The sequence below is a fragment of the Xanthobacter autotrophicus genome (assembly GCF_029991245.1).
GTDB classification, from domain to species: Bacteria; Pseudomonadota; Alphaproteobacteria; order Rhizobiales; family Xanthobacteraceae; genus Xanthobacter; species Xanthobacter autotrophicus_C.
On sequence record NZ_JAIVFO010000061.1, the window covers coordinates 1 to 26,191 of the forward strand.

Here is a 26,191-nt window from a genome sequence, read left to right on the forward strand (position 1 = left end):
GGGGTGGGGGGGTGGAGGTGTTGGTGGATCTGCGCCTGCTCGCACCTGTGCCCATCGGCGAGACGCTGGATGAGTTCCGGGCACGGGCCGGCTCCGAGCTGGCGGCCTCCCTCGCCCTGCTCCAGCAGATGGGGCGCGAACGCGATGGGCTGCCTGCGGCCCTGACCGTGGTGACGCGCGGCGGGGCCGGGAGCGGGGAGTGGATCGACCCCGCCCGTGCCGCCCTGCGCGGCCTGCTGCGCACCGCCGCGCAGGAGATGCCGGGTCTTGCCTGCCGGCAGATCGATGTCAGCGGGCTGGATGACGGCGCCGCCCCTCCTGCCGACCTGATGGCCCGGCTGGCCGGCGAGATCCGCGCGCCCGATGGCGAGGACGAAGTGGCGCTGCGCCCCGCCGGCCGCTTCGTGCCCCGGCTGGAGCCGGTGGACCCCGGCCGGTCGCCGCGCGATCCCACGCTCCGGCTGAAGACCGGCGGGCGCTATCTCGTCACCGGCGGCACCGGCGGCGTCGGACGTGTGCTGGTGAAGCATCTGGCGGCCCGCTGCCGGGCGAAGCTCCTCGTCGTCGGTCGCGCGCCTGCGGGCGACATTCCAGATGGACCGGACCTGCTTTACCGCGCCGTGGATGTCACCGACGCCGGCGTGCTGGAAGCCACCATCGCCGATGCTGAAGAGCGCTTCGGCGGCCCTCTCGACGGCGCCTTCCACCTCGCCGGCATCGCCCCGGCCGGAGCGCTGGCGGACGAAACGCCGGAGGGGCTGGCGGCGGCCTTGGCGCCGAAGGCGGTGGGCGCGCAGGCGGTGCTTCAGGCCATGGCGCGCCGGCCCGGCGGGTTCGTCGTGCTGTGGTCGTCGGTGAATGCCATCTTCGGCGGCGCCGAGGCGGGGGCCTATGCCGCCGCCAATGCCGCGCTCGCGGGCATGGCGGGCGAGGGGATCGCAGCAGAGGGGAAGACGGAGGGGCCGCGCGTGCTCTGCCTGCACTGGAGCCGCTGGGCCGACCTTGGCATGAGCGCCCCGGCGGGCGGCGATACCGGGGCGGCGGAATTTGCCGCCGCGCGCGGCTTCCGCACCCTGCCGGTGGAGGACGCCCTCGCCTCACTCGATGCGGCGCTGGCGCTGGGCGTCTCGCCCTTGTCCATCGGGCTCGACGGCGCCTCGCCTCATGTCCGGGCGCGGGTGCGCCAGCCGGCCCGCCCGCTGCATGGACTGGCTGGCTTCGTGGTGCCGCGCTCCGGCGCCGCGCTGGCCGCGCCCGCGAATGACGATCTGCGCGATCGCTTCGGCACGCCGATCCCATGCCCGTTGCGCATCCTCGATGCCTTGCCCCGGTCGGCAGACGGCACCATCGACGCCGCCGCCCTGGCGCGCCATGACGGCGCGGCGCTGGCCGTGCCGGGCGGGCCGGACGGGGTGGAAGCGGAGTTGGCCGCCATCTGGCGCGCGCTGCTGAAGCGCCCGAACATTGCCCCGGACGACAATTTCTTCACCTCCGGCGGCCATTCGCTGGTGGCGGCGGGCCTCGTCCACCGGGTGCGCGAGGCCTTCGGGGTGGACCTGCCCCTGCGCATCCTGTTCGAGGCCCCGACGCTGCGCGGCATGGCCCGCTGGATCGCCGCCCATGCGCCGGCGCCGGCGGATCGCAGGCCGCTGCCGGATTGCCTGGTGCCGGTGCAGCCGGAGGGCGAGCGGGCGCCCCTGTTCTGCGTCCACCCCGCCGGCGGTAGCCCGTGGTGCTACCTGTTCCTCGCCGATCATCTGGGCCGCGACCAGCCGCTCTACGGCTTCCAGGCGCCGGGCCTGATCGACGACGCGCCGCCTTTGTCCACCGTGGAGGAGATGGCGCGCCTTTATGTGGCGGCCATGCGGGTGCGCCAGCCCGAGGGGCCCTACCACGTCGCCGCCTGGTCCTCGGGCGGGCCGGTGGCGTTCGAGATGGCGCGGCTGCTGGAGGAGAGCGGCGAACGCGTCGCGACCCTGGCCTTCCTCGACTGCGCGGTGATGGAGAGCGAAAACTTCGTGCGCTCGCGCGATCCGCTGCGTCATGTGAAGGCGCTGTGGCGCCTGGGCACGTTCGTGACGCAGGTGCGCCTGCCGCGCTCCTATGGCGACCTTGCCGCCCTGGCGCGCCTGATCGGGCTCAGCCTGCCGGCGACCTTCCGTGACCTGAGGCTTGATCGTGCCTTCTGGGCCGGCGTCGGGCGCTCGCTGCGCATCTTCAACCTCAACACGACGATGGGATACCGCTATTGTCCTTCCCGCATCGCCGGAGGCGCGGTGCTGTTTCGCGCGGGTTCATCGCGCGGGGCGGACGACCCGCTGGAGGCGGAGTTGCGCAGCCATGTTTCCGGCGGTGTGGTGCGCGTCGATCTTGCGGGCAACCACATGTCGATCATTCTCGATCCCGAGGGGGCAGCGTCTCTCGCCGCCCGCTTGAAGCCGTTTCTCGCGGGGGAGGCCGGTGCGCGCGCCGGCCAGCCTCCATCGCACGCTGACCGGGTCCTGCGTTCTTCATCTTGAAGTTTAAAGCCGGGCGATCCTCGTCCGGGTCCGGGAGGTCCACCCGATGCCTAGAACGAAAGGGAGAAGGGGAATGACGTATCGCATCCTGTCTTTGGACGGCGGCAATGGCGGCAAGGCTGGCGTGTTCCTCTCGACGCTGGAGCGCCGGGCCGACGTGCTGGGCTTCAGCGTCCTGCGCCAGATCGACCTGTTCGCCGGCACCTCGAACGGCGCCGTCAACGCCCTGCTGATGGCGTGGTTCGACGATCCGGTCCTCGCCTTCGAGGCGGTGCTGCGCTTCGATGACGAGGTGCGGGAGAGCCAGACCCCCTGGTCCATCGCCGGCACCGTGCTGGGCAATACTGCCGCCATGACCACGGGGCGCATCAAGGCGTTCTGCGACGAGGTGTTCGGCCCCGGCTCCATCCTCGCCGACGTGAAGCGGCCGGTGCTGGTCAACACGGTGCAGCTCGACAATGCCCTCGCCGACGGGCAGCGCAGCTGGCTGCCGCGGACCTTCACCAATTTCCCCGGCGATCTCGGCCGGGTCGAGCTGATCGTCGACGTGGTGCTGCGCACCATGGCCATGCCGCTGCAATATCCCATCTACCAGAGCGGGACGCAGACCGGACCGGCCTATGTGGACGGGGCGGTCGCCTCCAACAATCCGGCGCTGACGGCGGTCACCGCGGCGCTGGCCCAGCAGAAGACGCTGGAGGACATCGCGCTCCTGTCCATCGGCACGCCGCGAAATCTGGCCGGCCAGTCCCGGTATCTGGCGCCCGGCCTCTCCGAGGGCAGCGCCGACTGGGGCTATCGCCAGTGGCTGCTCGATCCGTTCAACCCGCTGGTGCTGGTGGACCTGTTCCTGCAATCCGGGGCCGCGGCCACCAGCGCGCAGTGCGCCCAGTTGCTGGGCTCCCGCTTCCAGCGCGTCGATCCGCCCGTCTTCACCGGGCCGGCCTGGGATGCGCCGGAGACCAATGCGGTGCTGGATAGCACCGTGGACTGGCTGAATGCCCACGGCTGGAATCATCCGGCCGCCGCCGTGAAGGAGCCCGCCGGCTCCGTCGCGTGACGCGGGCTTCACGGCGGCGCCGGAGCGGTTTCCGGCCCGCCGGCGGTCCCTGAGGGGACGGGGCTTCACGGGATGCTGGTGGAGGACGGCCGTGACGGCCGGAAGGGGGGAGCATGGAACAGCCAGACGGCGAACAGGCAAAAGCGGCCCCGGCCCGGTTCTTCGCCTATCCGAGCGCGGACGGGGTCGCCCTGTTCGGGCGTGAGTGGGGCGATCCCGAAGCGCCCCTGCCGGTGGTGCTGTTGTCCGGCCTCACCCGCAACTCGCGGGACTATGAGGCCCTTGCCGAAGCGCTGGTGGCCGATGCGGCCCATCCCACCCGCGTGGTGGCGTTCGACTATCGCGGGCGCGGCGGCTCGGGCCATGCGCCCTATCCCACCTACACGCCGATCCAGGAGGCGCAGGACATCCTGGCCGGCCTCGCCGTGCTGGGCATCTCCCGGGCGGTGGTGCTGGGCACCTCGCGCGGCGGCCTCGTCATGTTCGTGCTGGCGATCCTGCGGCCGCAGTTGTTCGCCGCCGCCATCTTCAATGATATCGGCCCGTTCGTGGAGGTGGCCGGCATCCAGCGCATCGACAGCTATGTGGGTGCGCCGCTGCGTGTGACCTGGCCCGAAGCCGTCGCCGACCTGAAGGCGACCCAGGGCTTCATGTTCCCGGCTCTGAGCGATGGGGAGTGGGAGCGCTTTGCCCGCCAGATCCATGGCGATGCCGGCGGCAAGCCGTGCCTGTCCTATGATCCGGCTTTGGGCGAGGCGTTCAAGGCGGTCGGTTCCGGCAAGCCGCAGCCCGACATGTGGCCCGGCTTCGATGCCCTCGCGCATGTGCCGGTCATGGTGGTGCGCGGGGCGCTGTCGGACGTGCTCTCGGCCAGGACGGTGGAGGACATGGCGGCCCACCACCCGGGCCTCGTGATCCACGAGGTGGCGGACCAGGGCCATGCGCCCCTGTTGTGGGACGCGCCCGCGCAGCAGGCGATCATCGCTTTCATCCGCTCGGTGTCGTAAGGCGCGCAGCCGGCGTGTGGTGTTTGGCGCGTGGCAGGGGAGATCGCCATGGGGCTTCAGGACGGCGCTTCAGGTCCCGGACCCGGTCCGGGCGAGGTGCTGGTCCTTCACGGCTTCACCCAGGTGCTGGCACAGGACGACGTGCGCCCGCGCCTGATGGACTGCCTCAGCCCCGAGGAGGAGGCCCGCCGCCGGGCCTTCGCCTTCCCGCGCGACCGGGACCTTTTCCTTCTGGCGCACGGGGTCAAGCGCATGGCGCTCGGCCGCTGCCTAGGAGTTGATCCCCATGATCTGGCCTTCACCCGCGACGCCTATGGCAAGCCTGTCCTCGCCGGCCCGTTCCGAGCGGGGCCGTTTCAAGGAGAGCCGGGGTTCAGCCTGTCCCATTCGGACGCTGCCGTCGCCGTCTGCATTGCCCACGCGCCCATGGTGGGCGTCGATGTGGAGGCGCACGCCCGCGACGTTCCGCTGGAGGCGATGGCCATGGTCATGGCCGATGCCGAGATCGCGGACCTGTCCGCCTCCGGCGGGGCCGCCCGGCGCAAGGCATTCGCCTATTGGACGCTGCGCGAGGCCTTCGCCAAGGCGGTCGGCCTGGGCCTGTCGCTGCCGCGCAACGACGTGTCCTTCCGCCTCGCCGCGGCGGGGGCGCCTGCCGTGGAGCATCTGGCCGGACATTGGGGGGTGGCGGGCGACTGGCAGTTCCACCAATGCGACCTTGGCCCGGCGCACCTTCTGGCTGCCGCCGTCCGCGCCTCGTCGCCGGTGGTCTGGCGGCTGATGCCCATCGAGGATGTCCTCGCCTGCGCGGGTGGCGTCATCGCGCCGGCCCGGCCCGTTCCCTGAACTGGGCGGCCATCCAGTCGATGAGCACGCGCAGCCGCGGCGACAACTGGCGGGTGTGCGAATACAGCACATCGACGGGTAGGGAGGCCGGCGGGAAGTCTGCGAGGACCTCCATCAGGGCGCCGCTGGCAAGCTCTGCCGCGACGCGGTAGCGCGGCACCTGAATCAGCCCCATGCCGAGGCATGCGGCGGCCACGTTGGTCTCGGGCCCTGTCACCGTGAGCGCGGCGGGCAGGGTCAGCTGCCGCACTTTTCCAGCCACCGTGAACACCAGGGGCGCGATCCTGGCGGTATCGGGCGCCAAAAGGCCGACCATCTCGTGGCCTTCAAGCGCCTCCGGCGTGCGCGGCGTGCCGAATCGTCGGAGATAATCGGGGCTGGCGAAGGTTCCCCGTTCCAGGGTCGCCAGCCGCCGCCGGATCAGCGGGCTGTCGGAGAGGTCGCCGGCGCGCAGGATGCAGTCGTAGCCTTCGCGGATCATGTCCAGCGGCTGGTGCGCCTCGCTCATGTGGAGGCGGATTCCGGGATAGGTTGCGAGGAAGCGCGGCAGGCCCGGCAGCAGGAAATACCGCGCCTGGGTGCCGTGGACATCCATGCGGATGAGGCCCGAGGGCTTGGCGCCGACAAAGGCACCCTCGGCATCCTCCAGGTCGGCGAGCAGGCTGACGCAGCGCTGGTAATAGGCCTCGCCATCCAGCGTCGGGCTGACATGCCGTGTGGTCCGCTGCAGCAGCCGCACCCCCAGCCGCGCTTCCAGTCCCTTCACCGCGTCGGTGACCGAGGAGCGCGGCAGGCCGAGGTCCTCGGCCGCCCGGGTGAAGCTCCGGCGTTCGACAATCCGGGTGAAGACCCGCATGGCATCGAAACGGTCCATTGTTCGCAATCTCGAATAATGATGCCGGATCATGGGCGATTATCTGGTGCAGGGAAATGGGCATTGTCTCGATCAACCCGCCGCACACCGGCGGCCGGAACAGGAGCGAAGACCATGACCCCTCAAACCAGCAAGGTTGCGATCGTGACCGGAGCCTCGGGCGGCATCGGCGCGGCGGTGGCCGAGCGCCTCGCGCGCGACGGCTTCACCGTGGTGGTGAACTACGCGGGCAATGCCGCGCCGGCCGAAGCCCTGGTGGCGAAAATCGCGGCCGCGGGCGGCCGCGCCCTCACCGCCCAGGCCGATGTCTCCAATGTGGATGCGGTGCGCCGCATGTTCGACAGCGCGGAAACCGCCTTCGGCGGCGTCGACGTGCTGATCAACACGGCCGGCATCATGGTGCTCGCGCCCATCGCCGACAGCGACGACGCGCTGTTCGACCGCGTTGTCGCGGTCAACCTGAAGGGCACCTTCAACACCCTGCGGGAAGCGGCACGGCGGCTGCGCGACGGCGGGCGGATCGTGAACTTCTCGTCCAGCGTGGTCGGCCTGCTGCAGCCCACCTATGGCGTCTACGCCGCGACCAAGGCCGCCGTCGAGGCCATGACCAGCATCCTCGCCAAGGAACTGCGCGGCCGCACCATCACGGTCAACGCCATCGCGCCGGGGCCGACGGCGACCAGGCTGTTTCTCGATGGAAAGCCCCAGGACGTGGTGGAGCGCCTTGCCAAACTGGCTCCCCTGGAGCGTCTCGGCCAGCCCGAGGATAGTGCCGCCGCCGTCGCCTTCCTGGTGGGGCCGGACGGCGCCTGGATCAACGGCCAGACCCTGCGGGCCAACGGCGGGATCATCTGATCGCCGTGGGCGCCCACCGCATCGAGGCCGGCCATGCCCGTCCCCGGCACGGTCGCGCGCCGGTCACAGCCGGGCGAAGACGGCGTCCAGCCCGTCGAGCCGTACTGTTGCGTTCCGGATGGTCCCGGCAAAGCCGAGGTCTCCGATGGGCTCGGCCACCAGCCCGTCGGGCAATTCCAGCGTGGCCGGCTCCGGGCCGAGGTTGAATACGCACAACAGCGCCTCGCCGCCAAAGTCGCGGCGGAAGGCGATCACCTCGCCTGGGCTCTTCAGGAACGCGATGCCGCCCTTGACCAGGGCGGGATGACACCGCCGGAACCGCAGCAGGCGACGATAGTGCTGCAGCACGGACCCCGGCGCATCGATCTGCCGGTCCACGGCCAGCGGCAGATGATCCGCCGAAACCGGCAGCCAGGGCTTGCCCGTGGTGAAGCCGCCGTGAGGTGCGGCGGCTTCCCACACCATGGGCGTGCGACAGCCGTCGCGGCCCTTGAAATCGGGCCAGAAGCGGATGCCGTAGGGGTCCACCAGATCCGCGAAGGCAGGCTCCGCCTCGGGCAGCCCCAGTTCTTCGCCTTCATAGAGCGAGACGGACCCGCGCAGCGACAGGATCAGCGCCGCCATCAGCTTGGCGAGGCGCACCGGATCGCGCCTTTCGCCGTGCCAGCGGGAGACGTGGCGCTTCACATCGTGGTTTGAAAAGGCCCAGCAGGGCCAGCTGTCGGCGGCGGCAGCCTCGAAGCGCGCGACGATGCTGCGGAAATGGTCGGCGGAGAACGGCTCCGCGAGGAAGTCGAAGGAATAGCACATGTGCAGCTTGTCGCCGCCGGAGGTATAGGCCGCCATCAGGGCGAGGGCCCGCTCCCCGCTCTCGCCGATCTCGCCCACGGTCATGGCCCCGGGATAAAGCTCCACCAGCGCCCGCATGCGCTTGAGGAAGTCTAGGGTCTCGGGGCGGTTCCTGTCGTAAAGGTGCTCCTGGAAGCCGTAGGGGTTCGCGCGCGGCACCTCGCTCTCGCCGGCGAAGGGGGGATTGTTCCGCAACAGCGTGTCGTGGAAGTAGAAGTTGCACGCGTCGAGCCGGAAGCCGTCGACGCCCCTGTCGAGCCAGAACCGGACCTCGCCCAGGAGCGCATCCTGGACCACGCGATTGTGCAGGTTGAGGTCGGGTTGCGCGGTCAGGAAGTTGTGCAGGTAGTATTGCCCGCGCCGGCTGTCCCATTCCCAGGCGGGGCCGCCGAAGACGGCGAGCCAGTTGTTGGGCGCAGTGCCATCCGGATTGGGGTCGGTCCAGACGTACCAGTCGGCCCTGGCATTGGTCCTGTCGGCGCGGCTTTGCGTGAACCAGGGGTGCTGGTCGGACGTGTGGCTCAGCACCTGGTCGATGATGACCTTCAACCCCAGCCCATGGGCCTTCGCAACCAGCGCGTCGAAATCGGCGAGCGTGCCGAAGATGGGATCGACGCCGCGATAGTCGGACACGTCGTAGCCGAAATCCTTCATGGGCGAGGTGAAGAAGGGTGAAAGCCAGATGGCGTCCACGCCCAGCTCCGCCACATGGTCCAGCCGGCGGATGATGCCCGCAAGATCGCCGATGCCGTCGCCGTCGGTATCCTGAAAGGAGCGCGGATAGATCTGGTAGATCACCGCGCCGCGCCACCACTCCGCATCGGCATGGGCCGACTGCACCCTGTCGCCGGGAGCAACCGCGAGAGTCATGATTCCGCCTTTCCTGCCGCCAGCCGTCGGGCCGCAGATGATCTTATGCCGGAACATGCGCAACGCGACGTCGGTAAGCAATGCTGCGCGGGAGCGACACGGGAGATCGGGTCGCCGGTATTTTCGTGCGTGGCTGATCAGGCACCGAGGTCGGCGTCAGCCGTTGAGGCGTCGCAAGTGCGCCCAACCGGGCATTTTTCCCCGTTGGCATGCGGCGTCCGCTGGTGTGGCGCCTGCGGGGATTTCGCTGCGCTTTCGGCGGTAATATATAAATCATGTTAAGTTATTAATTGACGCGGACGGGGTCCCCCGCATAAATCTCGCCGAGCCTCCCCGGATCGTGCCGCCACCCAGGCTTGGGCACCCAGCCGCGGCCTGGCGGGCCTCACTGCAAGGCGGATTTCCGATGTCCAGTCGCGTCATTCCGGTGCAACCCTTCGTCCTCACGGTGTTCGGCGCCACCGGAGATCTGGCGCGGCGCAAGCTTCTGCCCGCGCTTTACCAGCGCGACCGGGCCGGCCAGCTGCCGGAGCGCGCCGCCATCGTGGGCGCGTCGCGCCAGCAGATGACGCCGGAGGCCTTCGTCGCCTTCGCCCGCGCCGCCATCACCGAATATGTGCCGGCCGGCGACCTGGAGGCCGAGGACGTGGCGCGCTTCCTCGCGCGCCTCACCTATGTGCCGGTGGAAGCCGAGGGCGAGGCGGGATGGCCCGAGCTTGCCATCCTCATCGCCGCCCATGCGGACATGATCCGGGTGTTCTATCTCGCCACCGGGCCGGCCCTGTTCGGTCCCATCTGCACCCGCCTCGGCGCCCACGGCATCGCGGCGGCAGGCGCGCGGGTGGTGGTGGAGAAGCCGCTGGGCAAGAGTCTTGAGAGCGCCGTCGCCCTCAACAAGGCCATCGGCGAGGTGTTCGAGGAGCGTCACGTCTACCGCATCGATCATTATCTGGGCAAGGAGACGGTGCAGAACCTGATGGCGCTGCGCTTTGCCAATACCCTGTTCGAGCCGGTGTGGAACAACGCCCACATCGACCACGTGCAGATCACCGTGGCGGAAGATATCGGCACGGCCGGCCGCGCCGGTTACTACGACACCGCCGGCGCCCTGCGCGACATGGTGCAGAACCATATTCTCCAGCTGCTGTGCCTGGTCGCCATGGAGCCCCCCGTGTCGCTGGACGCGGACGCGGTGCGCGACGAGAAGCTGAAGGTGCTCAAGGCCCTCCTGCCCATCGACGAGAGCAATGCCGGCCAGTTCACCGTGCGCGGCCAGTATCGCGCCGGCGCCTCGGCGGGTGGGGCGGTGCCCGGCTATCTGGAAGAGCTGGGGTCCGGAGCGTCGGAGACCGAGACCTTCGTGGCGCTGAAGGCGGAGATCGGCAACTGGCGCTGGTCGGGCGTGCCATTCTACCTGCGCACCGGCAAGCGGCTGGCCTCGCGGGTCTCGGAGATCGTCATCACCTTCCGGCCGGTGCCGCATTCGGTGTTCGATGAGTCCGCCGGCGCGCTCCGCGCCAACGTGCTGGTGCTGCGGCTCCAGCCGGAGGAGGGCGTGAAGCTGTGGCTCATGATCAAGGACCCCGGCCCCGGCGGCATGCGGCTTGAGCATGTGCCCCTCGACATGAGCTTCGCCAGCGTCTTCGGCGTCCGCAATCCGGATGCCTACGAGCGTCTGCTCATGGACGTGGTGCGCGGCAACCAGACCCTGTTCATGCGCCGCGACGAGGTGGAGGCGGCCTGGCGCTGGGTGGACCCCATCCTGGAGGCGTGGCGCGCCTCCCGCGAGCCGCCCAAGCCCTATACCGCCGGCACCTGGGGTCCCGCCGCCGCCATCGCCCTCATCGAGCGCGACGGCCGCACCTGGTCCGGCGACGACTGACGGGCCGGTATTCTCGCAGGTCCCCTGCCGGCATTGCCCGGCAGGGTCGCGGCCGGCAAAACACGGTCGCGCCAAAAGATGGTCGCAAGAAACGCGTATAAGAGACGATTATAAGAGATCAATTGCCGGAACACCCGCCACAGGATCGGCGGATGCCCTCCGGGAGGAGACCGCCAATGTCCACCGAAATCCTCTCCGCCGCCTCATCTCCCTCCGCCCCCCTTTCCGCCCGCGTCGGGGAGGTGACGGAGCGGATCGCGCAGCGTAGCCTCGACCGCAGACAGCGCTATCTCGACCGCATCGCCGCCGCGGCCGCCCACAAGCCCCGCCGCCAGGCGCTGGGATGCGCCAACCAGGCCCATGGCTTCGCCGCCTGCGCTCCCGGCGACAAGGCGGTGCTGCGCGAGGGCCAGGGCGCGAGCCTGGGCATCGTCACCGCCTATAACGACATGCTCTCCGCCCACCAGCCCTATGAACGCTATCCCGGGCTGCTGCGGGAGGCCGCCCGCAGCGTGGGCGGCGTGGCGCTGGTGGCCGGCGGCGTGCCCGCCATGTGCGATGGCGTCACCCAGGGCGAGGCGGGGATGGAATTGTCCCTGTTCTCCCGCGACGTGATCGCCCTCTCCACCGCCGTGGCCCTGTCCCACCAGACCTTCGATGCGGCGGTGTTCCTCGGCATCTGCGACAAGATCGTGCCCGGCCTCGTCATCGGGGCGCTGTCGTTCGGGCACCTGCCGGCGGTGTTTATTCCGTCCGGTCCCATGACCTCCGGCCTGTCCAACACCGAGAAGTCGAAGATCCGCCAGCTGTTCGCGGAAGGCAAAGTGGGCCGCGACGCGCTGCTGGAGGCCGAATCCAAGTCCTATCACGGCCCCGGCACCTGCACCTTCTACGGCACCGCCAACACCAACCAGATGCTCATGGAGATCATGGGCCTGCACCTGCCCGGCGCCTCCTTCGTGACCCCGGACACGCCGCTGCGCGATGCGCTGACGAAAGCCGCGGCGCAGCGGGCGCTGGCCATCACCGCGCTGGGCAATGACTACATCCCCGCCGGGCGGATGCTGGACGAGAAGGCGTTCGTGAACGGCATCGTCGGGCTGCACGCCACCGGCGGCTCCACCAACCACACCCTGCACCTGGTGGCCATGGCGGCGGCCGGGGGCATCGCGCTCACCTGGCAGGATTTCGCCGACCTCGCCGAGGTGACGCCTTTGCTCACACGGGTCTATCCCAACGGCACGGCGGACGTGAACCACTTCCATGCGGCGGGCGGCATGGCCTTCGTCATCCGCGAACTGCTGGGCGCCGGCCTGCTGCATGGGGATGCTGAGACCATCCTCGGGCGCGGGCTGGAGGCTTATACTAAGGAGCCGGTTCTGGCCGAGGACGGCAGCCTCGCCTGGCGCGACGGCCCCGCCGCCACTGGCGACGACAGCGTGCTGCGCACCGCCGCCGCGCCGTTCCAGGCCACGGGCGGGCTGAAGGTGCTGGAGGGCAACATCGGCCGCGCGGTGATCAAGACCTCGGCGGTGGCCCCCGAGCGCCACGTCATCGAGGCCCCGGCGCGGGTGTTCCATGCCCAGGAGGAGTTGCAGGCCGCGTTCAAGGCCGGGGAACTGACCTCCGACATGGTGGCGGTGGTGCGGTTCCAGGGGCCCAGGGCCAACGGCATGCCGGAGCTGCACAAATTGATGCCGCCGCTTGGCGTGCTGCAGGATCGCGGGTTGAAGGTGGCCCTCGTCACCGACGGCCGGCTGTCCGGGGCGTCGGGCAAGGTGCCCTCGGCGATCCATGTGACGCCGGAAGCGGTGGACGGCGGTGCCATCGCCAAGGTGCGCGACGGCGACCTGGTGCGGGTGGATGCGGTGGCCGGCACCCTCGAAGTGCTGGTCCCGGCCGCCGAATGGGCCGCCCGCGCCCCGGTGACGGCGGACCTTTCCGCCTCCCACGCCGGCGTCGGCCGCGAACTCTTCGCCCCCTTCCGCGCCGCCGTCGGCCAGGCCGAAAACGGGGCCAGCATTTTCCAGGAGGTCTTCGCGTGAACGATAAGATCCAGTCCGGTCTCCACAGTATCCTGTCCCGCGCGCCGGTGGTGCCCGTGGTGGTGGTGGAGCGTGCGGCAGATGCCGTCCCGCTCGCCCGCGCCCTGGTGGCGGGGGGCCTGCCGGCCATCGAGATCACCCTGCGCACCGCCGAGGCCATGGAGGCCATCCGGGCCGTGGCCAACGAGGTGGAGGGCGCCATCCCGGGCGTCGGCACGGTGCTCGATGCCGCCCAGCTCGAAGAGGCCGAGAAGGCCGGCGCGCGCTTTGCGGTCTCGCCGGGCGCCACGTCGCGCCTGCTCGATGCCGCCGCGGGGTCCGGCATCCCGCTGTTGCCCGGCATCGCCACGGCGGGGGAGGCCATGCGGCTGATCGAGCACGGCTATCGCTACGCCAAGTTCTTCCCGGCCGAGCCTGCGGGCGGCAGCGCGTATCTCGCCTCCATCGCCTCGCCCTTGCCGCAGCTTACCTTCTGCCCCACCGGCGGCATCAGCCTTGCCACCGCGCCGGGCTATCTCGCCCTGCCCAACGTGATCTGCGTCGGCGGCTCCTGGATGCTGCCGCGGACCCAGGTGGCCGCCGGCGACTGGGCTGCCATCGAAACCCTCAGCCGGGCCGCGGCGGCGCTGCGGGGCTGAGGCCCTCGGCCGGCTGATCGCGCTCTACGAGCACCGCGTGTTCGTGGAAGCCCCATCTGGAACATCAATGCCTTCGACCAGTGGGGCGTGGAGCCGGGCAAGGACGGCTCCACGCGGCGCCCATCGGCGCGTTCCTGAGCCTTCCGGGCGGCGCCTGAGCGGCGCGGCTCACAGGGTGGAGAAGCGGTAGATGGAGACGTGCCGGTAGGTCTTGCCGGGATCAAGCCGGGCGGAGGGAAAATCCGGCCGGTTCGGCGCGTCGGGCCAGGCCTGCGGCTCCAGGCAGAAAGCGTCGGACTGGCGGTGCAGGCGGCCGTATTTGCCCTGTGCCCCCCCGTCGATGACATTGCCCGAATAGAATTGCACGCCGGGCTGGTCGGTCAGCAGCTCCATCACCCGGCCCGACCGGGCGGCCCGCACGCGGGCGGCGAGGCGCGGCGTGTCGGTCGGTTCAAGGCAATAATTATGGTCGTAGCCGCGCCCGAAGCGCAGTTGCTCGTCGTCGTCCCGGATCCGCGCGCCGATGAGCGCGCCGGCGCGGAAATCGAACGGGGTGCCGTCCACCGTGCGGGGCGGGCCGGGCAGGGGGATCGCCGTAGCGTCGGTGGCGAGGAAGCTCTCGGCGGCGATGGTGAGGTGATGGCCTAGGATATCGCCTCCCGCCTCCACCCCGTCCAGGTTGAAGAAGGCGTGGTTGGTGAGGTTCACCACGGTGGGCCGGTCGGTCACCGCCGAAAACGCGATGGTCAGTTCGCCGAGGCCCGAGAGGCTGTAGGTGACGCGGGCCTCCAGCGTGCCGGGAAAGCCTCCGGCGCCGTCGGGGCTGGTGTGGCGCAGGGTGACCGCCGGGACCGGGCCTTCGTCCACCGCCTCGATGGTCCACAGCGCCCGGTCGAAGCCATTGACGCCGCCGTGCAGCATGTTGGCGCCGTCATTGGCCTCAACGGTGACGCGGGCGCCGTCCAGCTCGAAGGCGGCCCCGGCGATGCGGTTGGCGAAGCGGCCCACGGTGACGCCGTAGAAATCGCGCGTCCGCCCATAGCCGGCGGCATCCTCATGGCCGAGCACCACGTCGGCGAGCACGCCGTGGGCATCGGGCACGCGCAGGGCCTGGAGCGCCGCGCCATAGGTGATGACCGACGCCTCGAAGCCGCCGGCCCCCAGGAGCCGCACCCGCTCCACCACCGGCCCATGGGGCAGCAGGCCGAAATTCTCGCGCAGGATGGAGGTCGTCATCGCTTTTCGCCCTCGAACGGCAGCGGTCCAGCATGGGTATACCAATGGCCCATGAGCTTGGCTCGTGGGCCATTGGTCAAGCCCGCGCGGCATTTGAGCGTACCCACTTGGCCTCGGTCGAAGACCGAGGACGACGGCAAATGAAATGACGACCGCGATCAGCGGATGATCATTTCCCCCAGCGCAGCACCAGCGGATCGAGCCGGAGGGCGATCTCGATCAGGCCGGCGCGGGTGGCGGGGTGCATGGCCGGCAAGGGCGCGCGCACGGTCTCGTGGGCGATGACGCCGCCTTCCTGCATCAGCGCCTTGCAGGCGGCGAGGCCGCACTGGCGGTTCTCGTAATTGATGAGGGGGAGCCAGCGCTGGTAGGCGTCCATGGCGGCCTCCCGGTCGCCGGCGAAATAGGGATCGGTGATCTGGCGGATGCCGTCCGCATAGGCGCCGCCTGTCATGGCGCCGGTGGCCCCGGCGTCGAGATCGGCCATCAGGGTGATGGCCTCTTCCCCGTCCCACGGCCCCTCGATGGCCGCGCCCCCGGCCTCGATGAGGGCGCGCAGCTTGGCGGCGGCCTGCGGCACCTCGATCTTGAAATAGGCGAGGTTGCCGATCTCCTTCGCCATGCGGGCGAGGAACGGCACCGACAAAGGCGTGCCTGCCACGGGAGCGTCCTGCACCATGATGGGGATGGAGATGGCGTCGGAGACGCCGCGATAGAAGTCGTAGATGGAGGCTTCCGGCACCCGGAAGGTGGCGCCGTGGTAGGGCGGCATGACCATCACCATGGCCGCGCCCAGGTCCTGCGCCCGGCGCGAGCGCTCGGCGCAGACGGCGGTGGAGAAATGGGTGGTGGTGACGATCACCGGCACCCGGCCCGCCACATGCTCCAGCACCGTGACCATGACGCGGTCGCGCTCGTCGTCGGTGAGCACGAACTGCTCGGAGAAATTGGCGAGGATGCAGATGCCGTGGGAGCCGGCATCGATCATGCAGTCGATGGCGCGCTTCTGGCCGTCCAGATCAAGCGCGCCGGCAGCGTCGAACACGGTGGGCGCCACCGGGAACACACCCTTGAAGGGGCGCGCGGCAGAGAACGTGGGCATGGGTCACCTTCAGTGATTGTCGCGCGGCACCGGCGATCCGGTGCGGCCGACGAGGAAATCGAAATCCGCGCCGCGATCGGCCTGCAGCACGTGGTCGATGTAGAGGCGGGCATAGCCCCGCTCGGCATGGGGGGTGGGCGGCACCCAGGCGGCGCGGCGCTGCGCCAGCTCCTCCTCGCTCACGTGCAGGTGAAGGGCGCGGGCGGGCACGTCGAGGGTGATGAGGTCGCCGTTCTTCACCAGCGCCAGCGGCCCGCCGGCGGTGGCCTCGGGCGCCACGTGCAGCACCACCGTGCCATAGGCGGTGCCGGACATGCGGGCATCCGAGATGCGGATCATGTCGCGCACGCCCTGGCGCAGCAGCTTGGCGGGCAGGGGCATGTTGCCCACCTCCGCCATGCCGGGATAGCCCTTCGGCCCGCAATGCTTCAGCACCATGATCGAGGAGGCGTCGATGTCGAGGGCCTCGTCGTTGACGCCGTGGTGCATCTCCTCCACGCTCTCGAACACCACGGCGCGGCCGGTGTGCTGCATCAGCTCCGGCGAGGCGGCGGACGGCTTGATGACGGCGCCGTCCGGGGCAAGGTTCCCGGTGAGGATGGCGATGCCGGCGTCGGCCTTGAACGGCGCCTCGAACGGGGTGATCACCTCCTTGTTCCAGCACGGCGCCTCAGCGACATTCTCCCAGATGGAGCGGCCGTTGACGGTGAGCGCGTCGCGGTTCAGCAGCCCGCGCTCGCCGAGCGTGCGCAGGACGGCCGGCAGGCCGCCGGCATAGTAGAAATCCTCCATCAGGAAGCGGCCGGAGGGCATGAGGTCCACCAGGCAGTGCACGTCGCGGCCGAGCCGGTCGAAATCGTCCAGGGTCAGCTCCACCCCCACCCGCCCGGCGATGGCGAGCAGGTGCACCACCGCATTGGTGGAGCCGCCGATGGCCGCGAGCGCCCGGATGGCGTTCTCGAAGGCGGCGCGGGTGAGGATGTCCGAGGGCTTCAGGTCCTCTTTCGCCATCTCCACGATGCGCCGCCCCGCCATGCGGGCGAGCAGGTTGCGCCGGGCGTCGGCGGCGGGAATGGCGGCATTCTCCGGCAGGCCGAGGCCCAGCGCCTCCACCATCGAGGCCATCGTCGAAGCCGTGCCCATGGTCATGCAACTGCCGGCGGAGCGGTTCATGGCCGCCTCCGCCTCGTGGAAGTCGGCGAGCGTGATCTCCCCGGCGCGCAACTGCTCGCTCATGGAGATGATGGTGGTGCCCGAGCCGATGATCTCGCCGCGATAGACGCCGCGCAACTGCGGCCCGCCGGAGACGCCGATGGCCGGCAGGTCGGCGGAGGCCGCGCCCATGAGCAGGGCCGGGGTGGTCTTGTCGCAGCCCATCAGCAGCACCACGCCATCCAGCGGATGGGCGCGGATGGCCTCCTCCACGTCCATGGAGGCGAGGTTGCGGAACAGCATGGCGGTGGGCCGCATGGTCACCTCGCCAAGGGAGGAGACCGGGAATTCCAGCGGGAAGCCGCCGGCATCCAGCACGCCATAGCGCACATGCTCCGCGATGGTGCGGAAATGGGCGTTGCAGGGGGTCAGCTCCGACCAGGTGTTGCAGATGCCGATGACCGGGCGGCCGTCGAACTGGTCCTGGGGGAAGCTGCTGTTCTTCAGGAAGGAGCGGTAATAAAAGCCCATCTTGTCCTGCCGGCCGAACCAGGCCTGGCTGCGCAGGGGCTTGGCGGCGGGCGTGTCTTTGGTCTCGTCGCTCATGCTGCGTGTCCCGTGATGCCGTCGCGGCGCGGCGTGGCAGGGCCCGGCGCACCGGCGCGAGGCGGGTCATAGCGTGACACGGCGGCTGTCCTCCCCGGCCCGAACGCGGCTTTGGCCGCATCTTCTAAAACGATTTATGGCATGGCATCGAGCGGCTGAACAGCCGGTCTTGACCTTAGCTTTTCACACGTTTCGCGGGACAATAAGAAAGCGGCCGGAGCATTCGCCCCGGCCGCCATGCGGATCAAGAATATGGAAGCCCCGTGCGGGCTTGCAGCAAGCGCCGGTTAGGGAACCCCACCGGCTCGTCCCATCAGCCGTGCAGCTTGATGGCGGTCTCGGCGATCTTCCTGCCCTGGTAGCGGGCGCCGTCCAGCTCAATGGCGGAGGGCTGGCGGGCGCCGTCGCCGCCGGTGATGGTGGTGGCGCCATAGGGGCTGCCGCCGGTGATCTCGTCGAGGGTCATCTGGGCGCCGTAGCCGTAGTCGAGGCCCACGATCACCATGCCGAAATGCATCAGGTTGGTGATGATGGAGAACAGCGTCACTTCCTGGCCGCCGTGCTGGGTGGCGGTAGAGGTGAATGCGCCGCCCACCTTGCCGTGCAGCGCGCCGCGCGCCCACAGGCCGCCGGCCTGATCGAGGAAGTTGGCCATCTGCGAGGCCATGCGGCCGAAGCGGGTGCCCGTGCCCACGATGATGGCGTCGTACTCGGCCAGCTCCGCGACGGTGGCGATGGGCGCCTTCTGGTCCAGCTTGAAGTGGGCCGCCTTGGCCACCTCTTCCGGCACCAGGTCCGGCACGCGCTTGATGTCGACGGTGGCGCCGGCCTCACGGGCGCCGGCGGCGACGGCTTCCGCCATCTGCTCGATGTGGCCGTAGGCGGAATAATACAGGACGAGGACTTTGGCCATGGTGGGCTCCTTGAGAAAGGGTAAATGGAGAAACGGGGAGGGGGAGGGGAGAAGGCGTCAGGCCGCTTCCACCAGCACCAGCTCGCTGTCTTCCAGCGCGGTGATGGAGAGGGCGGGCTCGTCCGAGATGGCGGCGCCGTCGCGGGTGTCGAGGCGCAGGCCGTTCACCTCCACCGCGCCGGTGGCCGGCACCAGATAGGTGTTGAGGCCGCTCAAAGGGGCGTAATCGATGGTCTCGCCCGCCTTCAGCGTGGCGCCGAGCACGCGGGCATGGGCGCGGATGGGCAGGGCGTCACCGTCCCCCGCGATGCCGCTCGCCAGGGCCACGAAGCGGCCGGAGCGGTCGGTCTTGGGGAAGGGGCGGGTGCCCCAGGTGGGCGCGCCGCCGGCCTGGTCCGGCTCGATCCAGATCTGGAAGATGCGCGTGGGCGCGCTTTCCAGATTGTATTCGGAGTGCCGGATTCCGCGCCCCGCGCTCATCACCTGGATGTCGCCGGCCACGGTGCGGCCGCGGTTGCCCAGGCTGTCCTCGTGGGTGATGGCGCCCTCGCGGACATAGGTGATGATTTCCATGTTGGCGTGCGGGTGGGGCGGAAAGCCCGAGCCCGGCGCGATCTCGTCGTCGTTCCACACCCGGAGCTTGCCGTGGCTCTGGCGGGCGGGATCGAAATAATTGGCGAAGGAGAAGTGGTGCCGGGCGTTGAGCCAGCCGTGGTTGGCCTTGCCCAGGCTGTCGAAGGGACGATGCTCGATCATGTGGGTGTTCCGTGGCCGTCCAAGCGGCCTCAACAAAGCGTTTTCAAGCGAAGTGGATACCGGTTCGCGTAACGAAAACGCGTCGACTTCGGGATCTGGAGCGATTGCCGTCAGCTTCTGCGAACGGCGATCGCTTCAGGTGTCGGGGTGGATATTAGGTTGGCGCTGGGCAAAGCAAAGTGGGTTGGTGCGACAGCTGCGTTTGCAGGAATGCAAACAGAGGCCGGGGCGCCGGCCCCGAAACGCGAACGGGCTCCGACGGGGCCGTTTCGACCCGGTCGGAGCCCGCTCAGCGAAGCGAAGCTCGGGTGTAGGCGTGAAAAGCCCGTCGGCTATTTCGACATCAGCCCCAGCGCGTCGGCGAAGAAGTCGATGCCGCCGAAATTGCCCGACTTGAGCGCCATGAGGAGGTCGCCATGCCCGCCGCCGATGGTGCGTAGCACCGGCACGCCGGCCGCGATCTCCGGTCCCAGCGCGAAGGCGGGGATGCCCAGGCGGTCCACCACCGCGCCCGAGGTCTCGCCGCCCGCCACCACCAGCCGGCGGACGCCTCGTGCGACAAGGCCTTCGGCGATGGTCGCCAGCCCCTGCTCGATGGCCTGGCCGGCGGCCTCGCGGCCGTGGAGGGCCTGAAGGCGCGCCACCTCGGCGGGCGACGCGCTGGAGGCGATGAGGACGGGGCCGCTGGCGATGCGATGCGCGGCCCATTCCAGCGCGCTCTGGGCCTCGGCGGGGCCGGACACCAGCGCCTCGGCTTTAAGGCGCAGCACCGGCATGGCGTCCTCGGCCCGCGCGATCTGCTCCAGCGTGGCCTTGGAGCAGCTGCCGGCGAGGCAGGCGGCCAGCCCGCCGACACCGGCCATGACGGAAGCCGTCGTATCGACCCGCAGTACCCGGCCGGTGGCGACGAGGCCACGGGCAAGGCCGAGGCCGAGGCCGGAGGCACCCACCGAGACCGCGGAATCGAGCGCGGCGGCGCCGATAGCCTCCAGGTCGCTTTCGCACACGGCATCCGCGATCACGCCGCCGATGCCGTCGGGCAGAAGTTCCGCCAGCCGGGCGCGGATGGCATCGGCGCCGCGCGCCACCAGCGCCTGGGGGGCGAGGGCCACGCGCGACACGCTCTGCCGCCCCAGCACGCGCACGAGGTTGGCGTCGTGCATGGGGTTGAGCGGATGGTCCTTGAGCGGGCTTTCGTTCAGCAGCACCGAGCCGACGAAGAGATGGCCCTGATAGACCGTGCGCCCCGTTTCCGGAAAGGCGGGGGTGACGAGCACCGCCGCCGCGCCGGCATCGGCGGAGAGGGCATCGAGCACCGGGCCGATATTGCCTTCGTCGGTGGAATCGAAGGTGGAGCAGATCTTGTACATGACATGGCCGGCGCCGCGCGCCCTGAGCCAGCGGTCGGCGGCGCGGGCCTTCTCCACCGCCTCGGCGGCGGGCACGGAGCGGATCTTCAGGGAGACCACCACCGCGTCCACCTCGCCCAGCGGCAGGTCGTCCGGCGGGATGCCCACGGTCTGCACCGTGCGCAGGCCGTTCTTGGCCAGGGTGTTGGCGAGGTCGGACGCGCCGGTATAGTCGTCGGCGATGGTGCCGAGGGCGAGGCTCATCCGTTCGCTCCCACCTTGTGGGCCGGGGCGGCGGCATAGGGCGCGAACCAGCTCAGGCCGTTCAGCGTGCCGGCGCGCGGGTTGTACTCGCAGCCGACGAAGCCGTCGTAGCCGAGGCGATCCAGCTCCGCGAACAGGAACGGATAGTTCAGCTCCTCGCCGTCCGGCTCGTTGCGGGAGGGCACGCTGGCGATCTGCACATGGCCGGTGATGGGCATGAGCTGGCGCAGCCGCATGGTCACGTCGCCATGGATGATCTGGCAGTGATAGATGTCGAACTGGAGCTTCAGGTTGGGCAGGCCCAGCTCGGCGATGAGCGCTTGCGTGAAGGCGAAATCATTGAGGAAATAGCCCGGCATGTTGCGGCCGTTGATGGGCTCCAGCACCAGGTCGAGGCCCTTCTCCCCCAGCGCGCCGGCGGCGTAGCTGACCGCCTCGCCATAGGCGGCGCGCGCCTTGGGGTCGGCGCGGTCGGCAAGGCCGGACATGAGATGCAGCCGCTTCACGCCGGTGGCTGCCGCATAGGTGAGGGCGGTGGCGACGCTCGCCTTCAACTCGTCGAAGCGCTCGGGAAAGGCGGCGATGCCGCGCTCGCCGGCCGCCCAATCGCCGGGGGGCAGGTTGAACAGGGCCTGGGTCAGGCCGTTGCGGGCCAGCCGCTCCCCCACCGCGTCCGGCGCGTGCTCGTAGGGGAAGAGGAATTCCACCGCGGTGAAGCCGGCATCGGCGGCGGCGGCGAAGCGGTCGAGGAACGACCACTCGGTGAACATCATGGTGAGGTTGGCGGCGAAGCGCGGCATGGGGATCTTCCGAAAGGGTCGGGTCGCGGCGGTCGGTGCGGATCGAAGAACGCACCAATCCGCGCGCGGGCGCAAGCGGGAGCGGGTCGGCGCCGGCTCAGGCCGGATCGCCCGGCAGCCTGGTGCCGGTGATGCGGGCATAGAGCCGGGCGACGGAGGCGTCGTCGTCGCGCCCCATGCCGGCGGCGGAGGTGGCCAGGAACATCTGCAGCGCGGCGGCGGACACCGGCACCGGGAATTTGGCGCTGCGGGCCATGTCCTGGATGATGCCGAGATCCTTCACGAAGATGTCCACCGCGCTCTTCGGCGTATAGTCGCCGTCCACCACGTGGGGCATGCGGTTCTCGAACATCCAGCTGTTGCCGGCCGAGGCGGTGATGACCTCATAGACCTTGGCGATGTCGAGCCCCTGCCGCGCTGCAAAGGTGATGGCCTCGCTCGCCGCCGCGATGTGCACGCCGGCGAGCAGCTGGTTGATCATCTTGAAGGCCGCGCCCTGGCCGGGGGCGTCGCCCAGCTCATAGAGCTTGGCCGCCATGGCATCGAGCGCCGGCCGCGCCTTGGCGAAGGCCGCCAGGCTGCCGGAGGCGAGGATGGTGAGCGCGCCTTCCGCCGCGCGCTGGGCACCGCCCGAGATGGGGGCATCGAGATAGAGCCGGCCGGTGGCCTCCAGTCGGGCGGCGAGGGTGCGGGCGATCTCCGGGTCCATGGTGGCGGAGGAGAGGAAGACGGCTCCGTCCGCCAAAGTCTGCGCCACGCCGTCGGGGCCGAACAGGATGGTCTCGGTCTGGGCGGCGTTCACCACCACGCTCACCACCACGTCGGCATCGCGGGCGGCCTCCGCCGGGCTTGAGGCGCCGCGCCCGCCCTCGGCGGCGAAGCGCGCCACGGCGGCGGCGTTCACGTCAAAGCCGGCCACGTCGAAGCCGGCGCGTTTCAGGGACTGGGCCATGCCGTAGCCCATGGAGCCGAGCCCGATGACCGCCGCGCGCCCGGCTTTGGCCGCACCCGACCTGACGACCTCGGGCGAAAACTGTTCTGTCATGACCTGATCCTCGATCGATGAGGTTCAAAGGCCGACGCCGGGGCGACGGCCTTGCATGGAATGCCGGGGCCTCCCGCGGATCGCGCCGCGGGAGGCCTTGGGTTCACTTGTTGACGAGCTTGGGCGAGGTGGTCAGCACCGCCGCCGCGCCCGCCACCAGGATCGCCGCGAGGGCATACATGCCCACCTGGGTCGAGCCGGTAAGGTCCTTCAGGAAGCCGATGAGGTAGGGGCTGACGAAGCCGGCGAGGTTGCCCACCGAATTGATCAGCGCGATGCCCGCGGCGGCACCCGTGCCGGCCAGGAAGGCGGTGGGCAGCGACCAGAACAGGGGCGCGCAGGAGATGGCGCCGGCGGCGGCGATGGACAGGAACAGGATGGCGACCGTGGTGCTGGTGGAGGTGGCGGCCACCGTGAAGCCCACCGCGCCCATCAGCGCCGGGATGACCAGATGCCAGCGCCGCTCGCGGTGGCGATCCGAGCTGCGGCCGATCAGGTTCATGGCGATGACGGCGCAGATGAAGGGAATGGCGCTGACGAGGCCGATATGGAAGTTGCCGACCACGCCGGTCGCCTTCACCAGGGTGGGCATCCAGAAGGTCAGGGCATATTGGCCCATGACAAAGCAGAAGTAGATGAAGCTCATGAGCCAGATCCGCTTGTCGGCGAACACCGCGGCGATCGAGTGGTGACCTTGCTTGGACTGCTCCTCCTGGGCGATTTCGTATTCCAGCACGGCCTTGTGCTCGGCGCTCAGCCACTTGGCGTCGCGAATGCCGTTGTCCAGATAGAAATAGATGGCGATACCGATGGCGACGGCCGGGATCGCCTCGATGAGGAACATCCACTGCCAGCCGGCCAGCCCCGAGGTGCCGTGGAAGCTGTCCATGATCCAGCCCGACAGGGGATTGCCGAAGATGCCGGAAATCGGGATCGCCGACATGAAGATGGCGATGATCTTGGCGCGGCGATGCGAGGGATACCAATAGGTCAGGTACAAGATGATGCCGGGATAGAAGCCGGCTTCCGCGACCCCGAGCAGGAAGCGCAGCGCATAGAACATGGGCGCGCTGGAGACGAACATGAAGGCGGCGGAGATGAGACCCCAGGTCACCATGATGCGGGCGATCCAGATGCGCGCGCCCACCTTGTGCAGGATGACGTTGCTCGGCACCTCGAACAGGAAATAGCCGAGGAAGAAGATGCCCGCGCCGAGGCCGTAGACGGTCTCGCTGAAGTTGAGGTCGTGGGACATCTGGAGCTTGGCGAAGCCCACGTTCACGCGGTCCAGATAGGCAACCACGTAGCACAGCATCAGGAACGGGACGATGCGCCAGAACACCTTGGAGTAGGCGGCCTTCTGCGTGTCCGGTTCCACGGCGACGTGCGCCGCGAGGGGCGCGGTTTGAGTGCTCATCGGGTCCTCCCTGGAGGTGGCGTCTGGTTCGCGGCCGGGCTGTTCCCGCCGAGGCTGCACGTAGAACATGGCAGCGCTGCCATCAGGACATAGCAAAGGGTGGCAGCGCTGCCAAACAAAAAGTGGCAGCGCTGCCAAATTCCCGCCTTGATGCCTCCCTACGGGCGTGACACAACGGCAGCCAGACAGTAGGTTGCGTGGGTGCGGTTGCAGCGCATCCGGGGTACCCGTCTTCGGGTGGGGGAGGGCAGGCGTGGCCGACAAAGACGCCCTTTCGATGCGGGACGCCGCGCTGGCCGGACGCCGCGCGAGCGCCGGCGCGCTCGCAGGCGCAAGCTCTCCCGCGGGCGTCACCCTCACCGATGTGGCGCGCGAGGCCGGCGTGGGCGAAAGCACAGCCTCGCGGGTGCTGCGCAGCCACGGCTCGTTTTCCTCCAAGACCCGCGCCAGCGTGCTGGAGGCCGCCGCCCGGCTGGGCTACGTGCCCAACCGCATTGCGGGATCCCTCGCCTCCACCGGCTCGAAGCTGGTGGGCATCATCGTGCCCTCGCTGGCCAACATCGTGTTTCCGGACCTGCTGCGGGGCGCCAATTCCGTGCTCGGCAAGGCCGGGTTCCAGTCGGTCATCGGCGTCACCGACTATGATCTCGAGGGCGAGGAAGCCCTGATCTCCTCGCTGCTGAGCTGGCGGCCCGCTGGGCTGCTGGTGGCCGGGCTGGAGCACACCCCGCGGGCCGACGCCATGCTGCGGGGGGCGGGCATCCGCATCATCGAGATGCTGGACACGGACGGCACCGGCATCGACATGGTGGTGGGCTTCTCCAACCGGGAGGCGGGCCGCGCCGGCGCGCGCCATCTCATCGCGCGCGGCTATCGCAGGATCGGCTATGTGGGCCACGATCTGGCCCTCGACCTGCGCGCCGCCAAGCGGTTCGAGGGGTTCCGGGCGGCGCTCGCCGAGGCCGGGCTTCAGGTGGCCGGCCAGGTGATCGCGTCGGTGCCCTCGTCCATCGCGGCGGGGCGCGACGCCCTTGCCCGGATCCTCGGCGAGACCCGCGATCTCGACGCGGTCTATTTCTCCAACGACGACATGGCCATCGGCGGCTATTTCCTTTGCCTGTCCCGGGGCATCAGCATTCCCGACCGGCTGGCGCTGTTCGGCCACAACGGCCTTGAGGTCGCCCGCTGCGTGCCGCAGCCCCTGTCCACCATCCGCACCCCCCGCGTCGAGGTCGGCGAGGCCAGCGCGCGGCTCATTTCGTCGGACGGTCCGCCGGCGGTCATCACCCTCGATTTCGAGCTGATCGAGGGCGCGACCACTTAAGTCTCACCGCTTCGGACCCGGCATTTGCCGTTTCGGCCGGGCCGATCTCTTCCGTTCCCGCTTTGGAGCCGCGGCCTTATCCTGGGGGCCGGGCCGAGGACCTGCCATGTCGGAAACAAAACTGCGCGAAAGCATCTGCATGTTCGGCCGCTCGCTGTTCGAGCGCGGCCTCACGCCGGGGTCGTCGGGCAACATCAGCCTGCGCCTCGATGATGGCGGCTGGCTGGTGACGCCCACCAATGCCTCGCTGGGCTTCCTCGATCCGGCGCGCATCTCGCGCCTCGACGCGACGGGCCGCATGGTCTCCGGCGACGCGCCCACCAAGGAGATCCCGCTCCACCAGGCGCTCTACGACACGCGCTCCGGCGCGCGGGCCATCGTCCACCTGCATTCCACCCATTCGGTGGCCCTCACCATGCTGCCGGAGATCGACCCCAAGGCGGTGCTGCCGCCCATGACGCCCTATTATCTCATGCGCTGCGGCCAGACCGCGCTGGTGCCCTATTTTCGGCCCGGCGACCCGGCGGTGTCCGATGCCATCCGGGGGCTGGCCGGGCGCTATTCCTCGGTGCTGCTGGCCAACCACGGGCCGGTGGTGGCCGGCGACACGCTGGAAGCCGCCGTCTTCGCCACCGAGGAACTGGAGGAAACCGCCCGCCTCTACCTGCTGCTGCGCGGCCTGAACCCGCGCTATCTCACGCCGGAGCAGGTTGCCGACCTGGTGAAGGTCTTCGGCGTCTCCCTGCCGGCGGACGAGCATGAGGGGCATGGGCATTAGGGGG

General features: G+C 69.7%; 21 protein-coding genes. 10 read left to right on the forward strand and 11 right to left on the reverse strand.

Annotation, left to right across the window (positions count from 1 at the left end):
- The 4 genes from K9U41_RS12035 to K9U41_RS12050 all read left to right on the forward strand — a co-directional run.
- Positions 1 to 2,519: SDR family oxidoreductase (locus K9U41_RS12035; protein WP_282641077.1), on the forward strand; the 2,519-nt coding region annotated here is incomplete at its 5' end.
- 73 nt (positions 2,520 to 2,592) lie between these two features.
- Complete coding sequence (locus tag K9U41_RS12040; RefSeq protein ID WP_282641078.1) at positions 2,593 to 3,579, forward strand: patatin-like phospholipase family protein; 987 nt, start codon at positions 2,593 to 2,595, stop codon at positions 3,577 to 3,579.
- A 113-nt stretch (positions 3,580 to 3,692) separates the two neighbouring features.
- A complete protein-coding gene (locus K9U41_RS12045; protein WP_282641079.1) occupies positions 3,693 to 4,586 on the forward strand; it encodes an alpha/beta fold hydrolase in 894 nt (297 codons plus the stop codon).
- Between the two features lie 48 nt (positions 4,587 to 4,634).
- Complete coding sequence (locus tag K9U41_RS12050; RefSeq protein ID WP_282641080.1) at positions 4,635 to 5,432, forward strand: 4'-phosphopantetheinyl transferase family protein; 798 nt, start codon at positions 4,635 to 4,637, stop codon at positions 5,430 to 5,432.
- Here K9U41_RS12050 and K9U41_RS12055 read toward each other — a convergent pair.
- Positions 5,404 to 6,306, reverse strand: a complete 903-nt coding sequence (locus K9U41_RS12055; protein WP_282641081.1) for a LysR family transcriptional regulator — start codon at positions 6,304 to 6,306, stop codon at positions 5,404 to 5,406. The two genes, K9U41_RS12050 and K9U41_RS12055, sit on opposite strands and share 29 nt — an antisense overlap.
- A gap of 114 nt (positions 6,307 to 6,420) precedes the next feature.
- Between K9U41_RS12055 and K9U41_RS12060 the strand changes: the two genes are divergently transcribed.
- Positions 6,421 to 7,161, forward strand: coding sequence for an SDR family oxidoreductase (locus K9U41_RS12060; protein ID WP_282641082.1), 741 nt, complete (start codon positions 6,421 to 6,423; stop codon positions 7,159 to 7,161).
- Between the two features lie 63 nt (positions 7,162 to 7,224).
- On the opposite strand, the gene K9U41_RS12065 is transcribed toward K9U41_RS12060, so the two are convergent.
- Entirely contained in the window at positions 7,225 to 8,880 is a 1,656-nt protein-coding gene (locus K9U41_RS12065; protein WP_282641083.1) for an alpha-glucosidase, read from the reverse strand.
- 406 nt (positions 8,881 to 9,286) lie between these two features.
- Here K9U41_RS12065 and zwf point away from each other — a divergent pair, with 406 nt between their 5' ends.
- The 3 genes from zwf to eda all read left to right on the forward strand — a co-directional run bounded on the left by zwf (position 9,287) and on the right by eda (position 13,445).
- Positions 9,287 to 10,762: a glucose-6-phosphate dehydrogenase gene (gene zwf / locus K9U41_RS12070; RefSeq protein WP_282641084.1), complete on the forward strand. Its 1,476-nt coding sequence runs from the start codon at positions 9,287 to 9,289 to the stop codon at positions 10,760 to 10,762.
- Positions 10,763 to 10,938: 176 nt separating this feature from the next.
- Positions 10,939 to 12,807 carry a phosphogluconate dehydratase gene (gene edd, locus K9U41_RS12075; RefSeq protein ID WP_282641085.1) on the forward strand — a complete coding sequence of 623 codons (1,869 nt, stop codon included), beginning with the start codon at positions 10,939 to 10,941 and terminating at the stop codon, positions 12,805 to 12,807.
- Positions 12,804 to 13,445, forward strand: coding sequence for a bifunctional 4-hydroxy-2-oxoglutarate aldolase/2-dehydro-3-deoxy-phosphogluconate aldolase (gene eda, locus K9U41_RS12080; RefSeq protein WP_282641086.1), 642 nt, complete (start codon positions 12,804 to 12,806; stop codon positions 13,443 to 13,445). Before edd ends, eda begins: the two co-directional genes overlap by 4 nt.
- A 168-nt stretch (positions 13,446 to 13,613) precedes the next feature.
- Here the strand turns inward: eda and K9U41_RS12085 are convergent, their stop codons facing one another.
- The 9 genes from K9U41_RS12085 to K9U41_RS12125 all read right to left on the reverse strand — a co-directional run bounded on the left by K9U41_RS12085 (position 13,614) and on the right by K9U41_RS12125 (position 24,085).
- Positions 13,614 to 14,681, reverse strand: a complete 1,068-nt coding sequence (locus K9U41_RS12085; protein ID WP_282641087.1) for an aldose epimerase family protein — start codon at positions 14,679 to 14,681, stop codon at positions 13,614 to 13,616.
- A 169-nt stretch (positions 14,682 to 14,850) separates the two neighbouring features.
- A complete protein-coding gene (locus K9U41_RS12090; RefSeq protein ID WP_282641088.1) occupies positions 14,851 to 15,783 on the reverse strand; it encodes a dihydrodipicolinate synthase family protein in 933 nt (310 codons plus the stop codon).
- A 9-nt stretch (positions 15,784 to 15,792) separates the two neighbouring features.
- A complete protein-coding gene (locus K9U41_RS12095; RefSeq protein ID WP_282641089.1) occupies positions 15,793 to 17,541 on the reverse strand; it encodes an IlvD/Edd family dehydratase in 1,749 nt (582 codons plus the stop codon).
- 313 nt (positions 17,542 to 17,854) lie between these two features.
- Positions 17,855 to 18,454 carry an NAD(P)H:quinone oxidoreductase gene (gene wrbA, locus K9U41_RS12100; protein WP_282641090.1) on the reverse strand — a complete coding sequence of 200 codons (600 nt, stop codon included), beginning with the start codon at positions 18,452 to 18,454 and terminating at the stop codon, positions 17,855 to 17,857.
- A 57-nt stretch (positions 18,455 to 18,511) separates the two neighbouring features.
- A complete protein-coding gene (locus K9U41_RS12105) occupies positions 18,512 to 19,210 on the reverse strand; it encodes a pirin family protein (protein WP_282641091.1) in 699 nt (232 codons plus the stop codon).
- 332 nt (positions 19,211 to 19,542) lie between these two features.
- Positions 19,543 to 20,823 carry a 3-oxo-tetronate kinase gene (otnK, locus tag K9U41_RS12110; protein ID WP_282641092.1) on the reverse strand — a complete coding sequence of 427 codons (1,281 nt, stop codon included), beginning with the start codon at positions 20,821 to 20,823 and terminating at the stop codon, positions 19,543 to 19,545.
- A complete protein-coding gene (otnI, locus tag K9U41_RS12115) occupies positions 20,820 to 21,623 on the reverse strand; it encodes a 2-oxo-tetronate isomerase (protein ID WP_282641093.1) in 804 nt (267 codons plus the stop codon). Before otnI ends, otnK begins: the two co-directional genes overlap by 4 nt.
- A gap of 97 nt (positions 21,624 to 21,720) precedes the next feature.
- Positions 21,721 to 22,683 (reverse strand): L-threonate dehydrogenase, encoded by a 963-nt coding sequence (ltnD, locus tag K9U41_RS12120; protein ID WP_282641096.1) that lies wholly within the window; start codon positions 22,681 to 22,683, stop codon positions 21,721 to 21,723.
- Between the two features lie 88 nt (positions 22,684 to 22,771).
- Positions 22,772 to 24,085, reverse strand: a complete 1,314-nt coding sequence (locus K9U41_RS12125) for an MFS transporter (RefSeq protein WP_282641094.1) — start codon at positions 24,083 to 24,085, stop codon at positions 22,772 to 22,774.
- Between the two features lie 277 nt (positions 24,086 to 24,362).
- Here K9U41_RS12125 and K9U41_RS12130 point away from each other — a divergent pair, with 277 nt between their 5' ends.
- Together K9U41_RS12130 and K9U41_RS12135 are read left to right on the forward strand one after the other, a co-directional pair.
- Positions 24,363 to 25,409, forward strand: a complete 1,047-nt coding sequence (locus tag K9U41_RS12130) for a LacI family DNA-binding transcriptional regulator (protein ID WP_282641097.1) — start codon at positions 24,363 to 24,365, stop codon at positions 25,407 to 25,409.
- Between the two features lie 106 nt (positions 25,410 to 25,515).
- Positions 25,516 to 26,187, forward strand: coding sequence for an aldolase (locus K9U41_RS12135; RefSeq protein WP_282641095.1), 672 nt, complete (start codon positions 25,516 to 25,518; stop codon positions 26,185 to 26,187).
- The last annotated feature ends 4 nt before the right edge of the window (positions 26,188 to 26,191 follow it).

What these genes read in the sequence shown, in the direction of transcription:
- K9U41_RS12040 (WP_282641078.1), top strand. Translation starts at nt 2,593, where the DNA reads ATGACGTATCGCATCCTGTCTTTGGACGGCGGCAATGGCGGCAAGGCT.
- K9U41_RS12045 (WP_282641079.1), top strand. Translation starts at nt 3,693, where the DNA reads ATGGAACAGCCAGACGGCGAACAGGCAAAAGCGGCCCCGGCCCGGTTC.
- K9U41_RS12050 (WP_282641080.1), top strand. Translation starts at nt 4,635, where the DNA reads ATGGGGCTTCAGGACGGCGCTTCAGGTCCCGGACCCGGTCCGGGCGAG.
- K9U41_RS12055 (WP_282641081.1), bottom strand. Translation starts at nt 6,306, where the DNA reads ATGGACCGTTTCGATGCCATGCGGGTCTTCACCCGGATTGTCGAACGC.
- K9U41_RS12060 (WP_282641082.1), top strand. Translation starts at nt 6,421, where the DNA reads ATGACCCCTCAAACCAGCAAGGTTGCGATCGTGACCGGAGCCTCGGGC.
- K9U41_RS12065 (WP_282641083.1), bottom strand. Translation starts at nt 8,880, where the DNA reads ATGACTCTCGCGGTTGCTCCCGGCGACAGGGTGCAGTCGGCCCATGCC.
- zwf (WP_282641084.1), top strand. Translation starts at nt 9,287, where the DNA reads ATGTCCAGTCGCGTCATTCCGGTGCAACCCTTCGTCCTCACGGTGTTC.
- edd (WP_282641085.1), top strand. Translation starts at nt 10,939, where the DNA reads ATGTCCACCGAAATCCTCTCCGCCGCCTCATCTCCCTCCGCCCCCCTT.
- K9U41_RS12085 (WP_282641087.1), bottom strand. Translation starts at nt 14,681, where the DNA reads ATGACGACCTCCATCCTGCGCGAGAATTTCGGCCTGCTGCCCCATGGG.
- K9U41_RS12090 (WP_282641088.1), bottom strand. Translation starts at nt 15,783, where the DNA reads ATGCCCACGTTCTCTGCCGCGCGCCCCTTCAAGGGTGTGTTCCCGGTG.
- K9U41_RS12095 (WP_282641089.1), bottom strand. Translation starts at nt 17,541, where the DNA reads ATGAGCGACGAGACCAAAGACACGCCCGCCGCCAAGCCCCTGCGCAGC.
- wrbA (WP_282641090.1), bottom strand. Translation starts at nt 18,454, where the DNA reads ATGGCCAAAGTCCTCGTCCTGTATTATTCCGCCTACGGCCACATCGAG.
- K9U41_RS12105 (WP_282641091.1), bottom strand. Translation starts at nt 19,210, where the DNA reads ATGATCGAGCATCGTCCCTTCGACAGCCTGGGCAAGGCCAACCACGGC.
- otnK (WP_282641092.1), bottom strand. Translation starts at nt 20,823, where the DNA reads ATGAGCCTCGCCCTCGGCACCATCGCCGACGACTATACCGGCGCGTCC.
- otnI (WP_282641093.1), bottom strand. Translation starts at nt 21,623, where the DNA reads ATGCCGCGCTTCGCCGCCAACCTCACCATGATGTTCACCGAGTGGTCG.
- K9U41_RS12125 (WP_282641094.1), bottom strand. Translation starts at nt 24,085, where the DNA reads ATGAGCACTCAAACCGCGCCCCTCGCGGCGCACGTCGCCGTGGAACCG.
- K9U41_RS12130 (WP_282641097.1), top strand. Translation starts at nt 24,363, where the DNA reads ATGCGGGACGCCGCGCTGGCCGGACGCCGCGCGAGCGCCGGCGCGCTC.
- K9U41_RS12135 (WP_282641095.1), top strand. Translation starts at nt 25,516, where the DNA reads ATGTCGGAAACAAAACTGCGCGAAAGCATCTGCATGTTCGGCCGCTCG.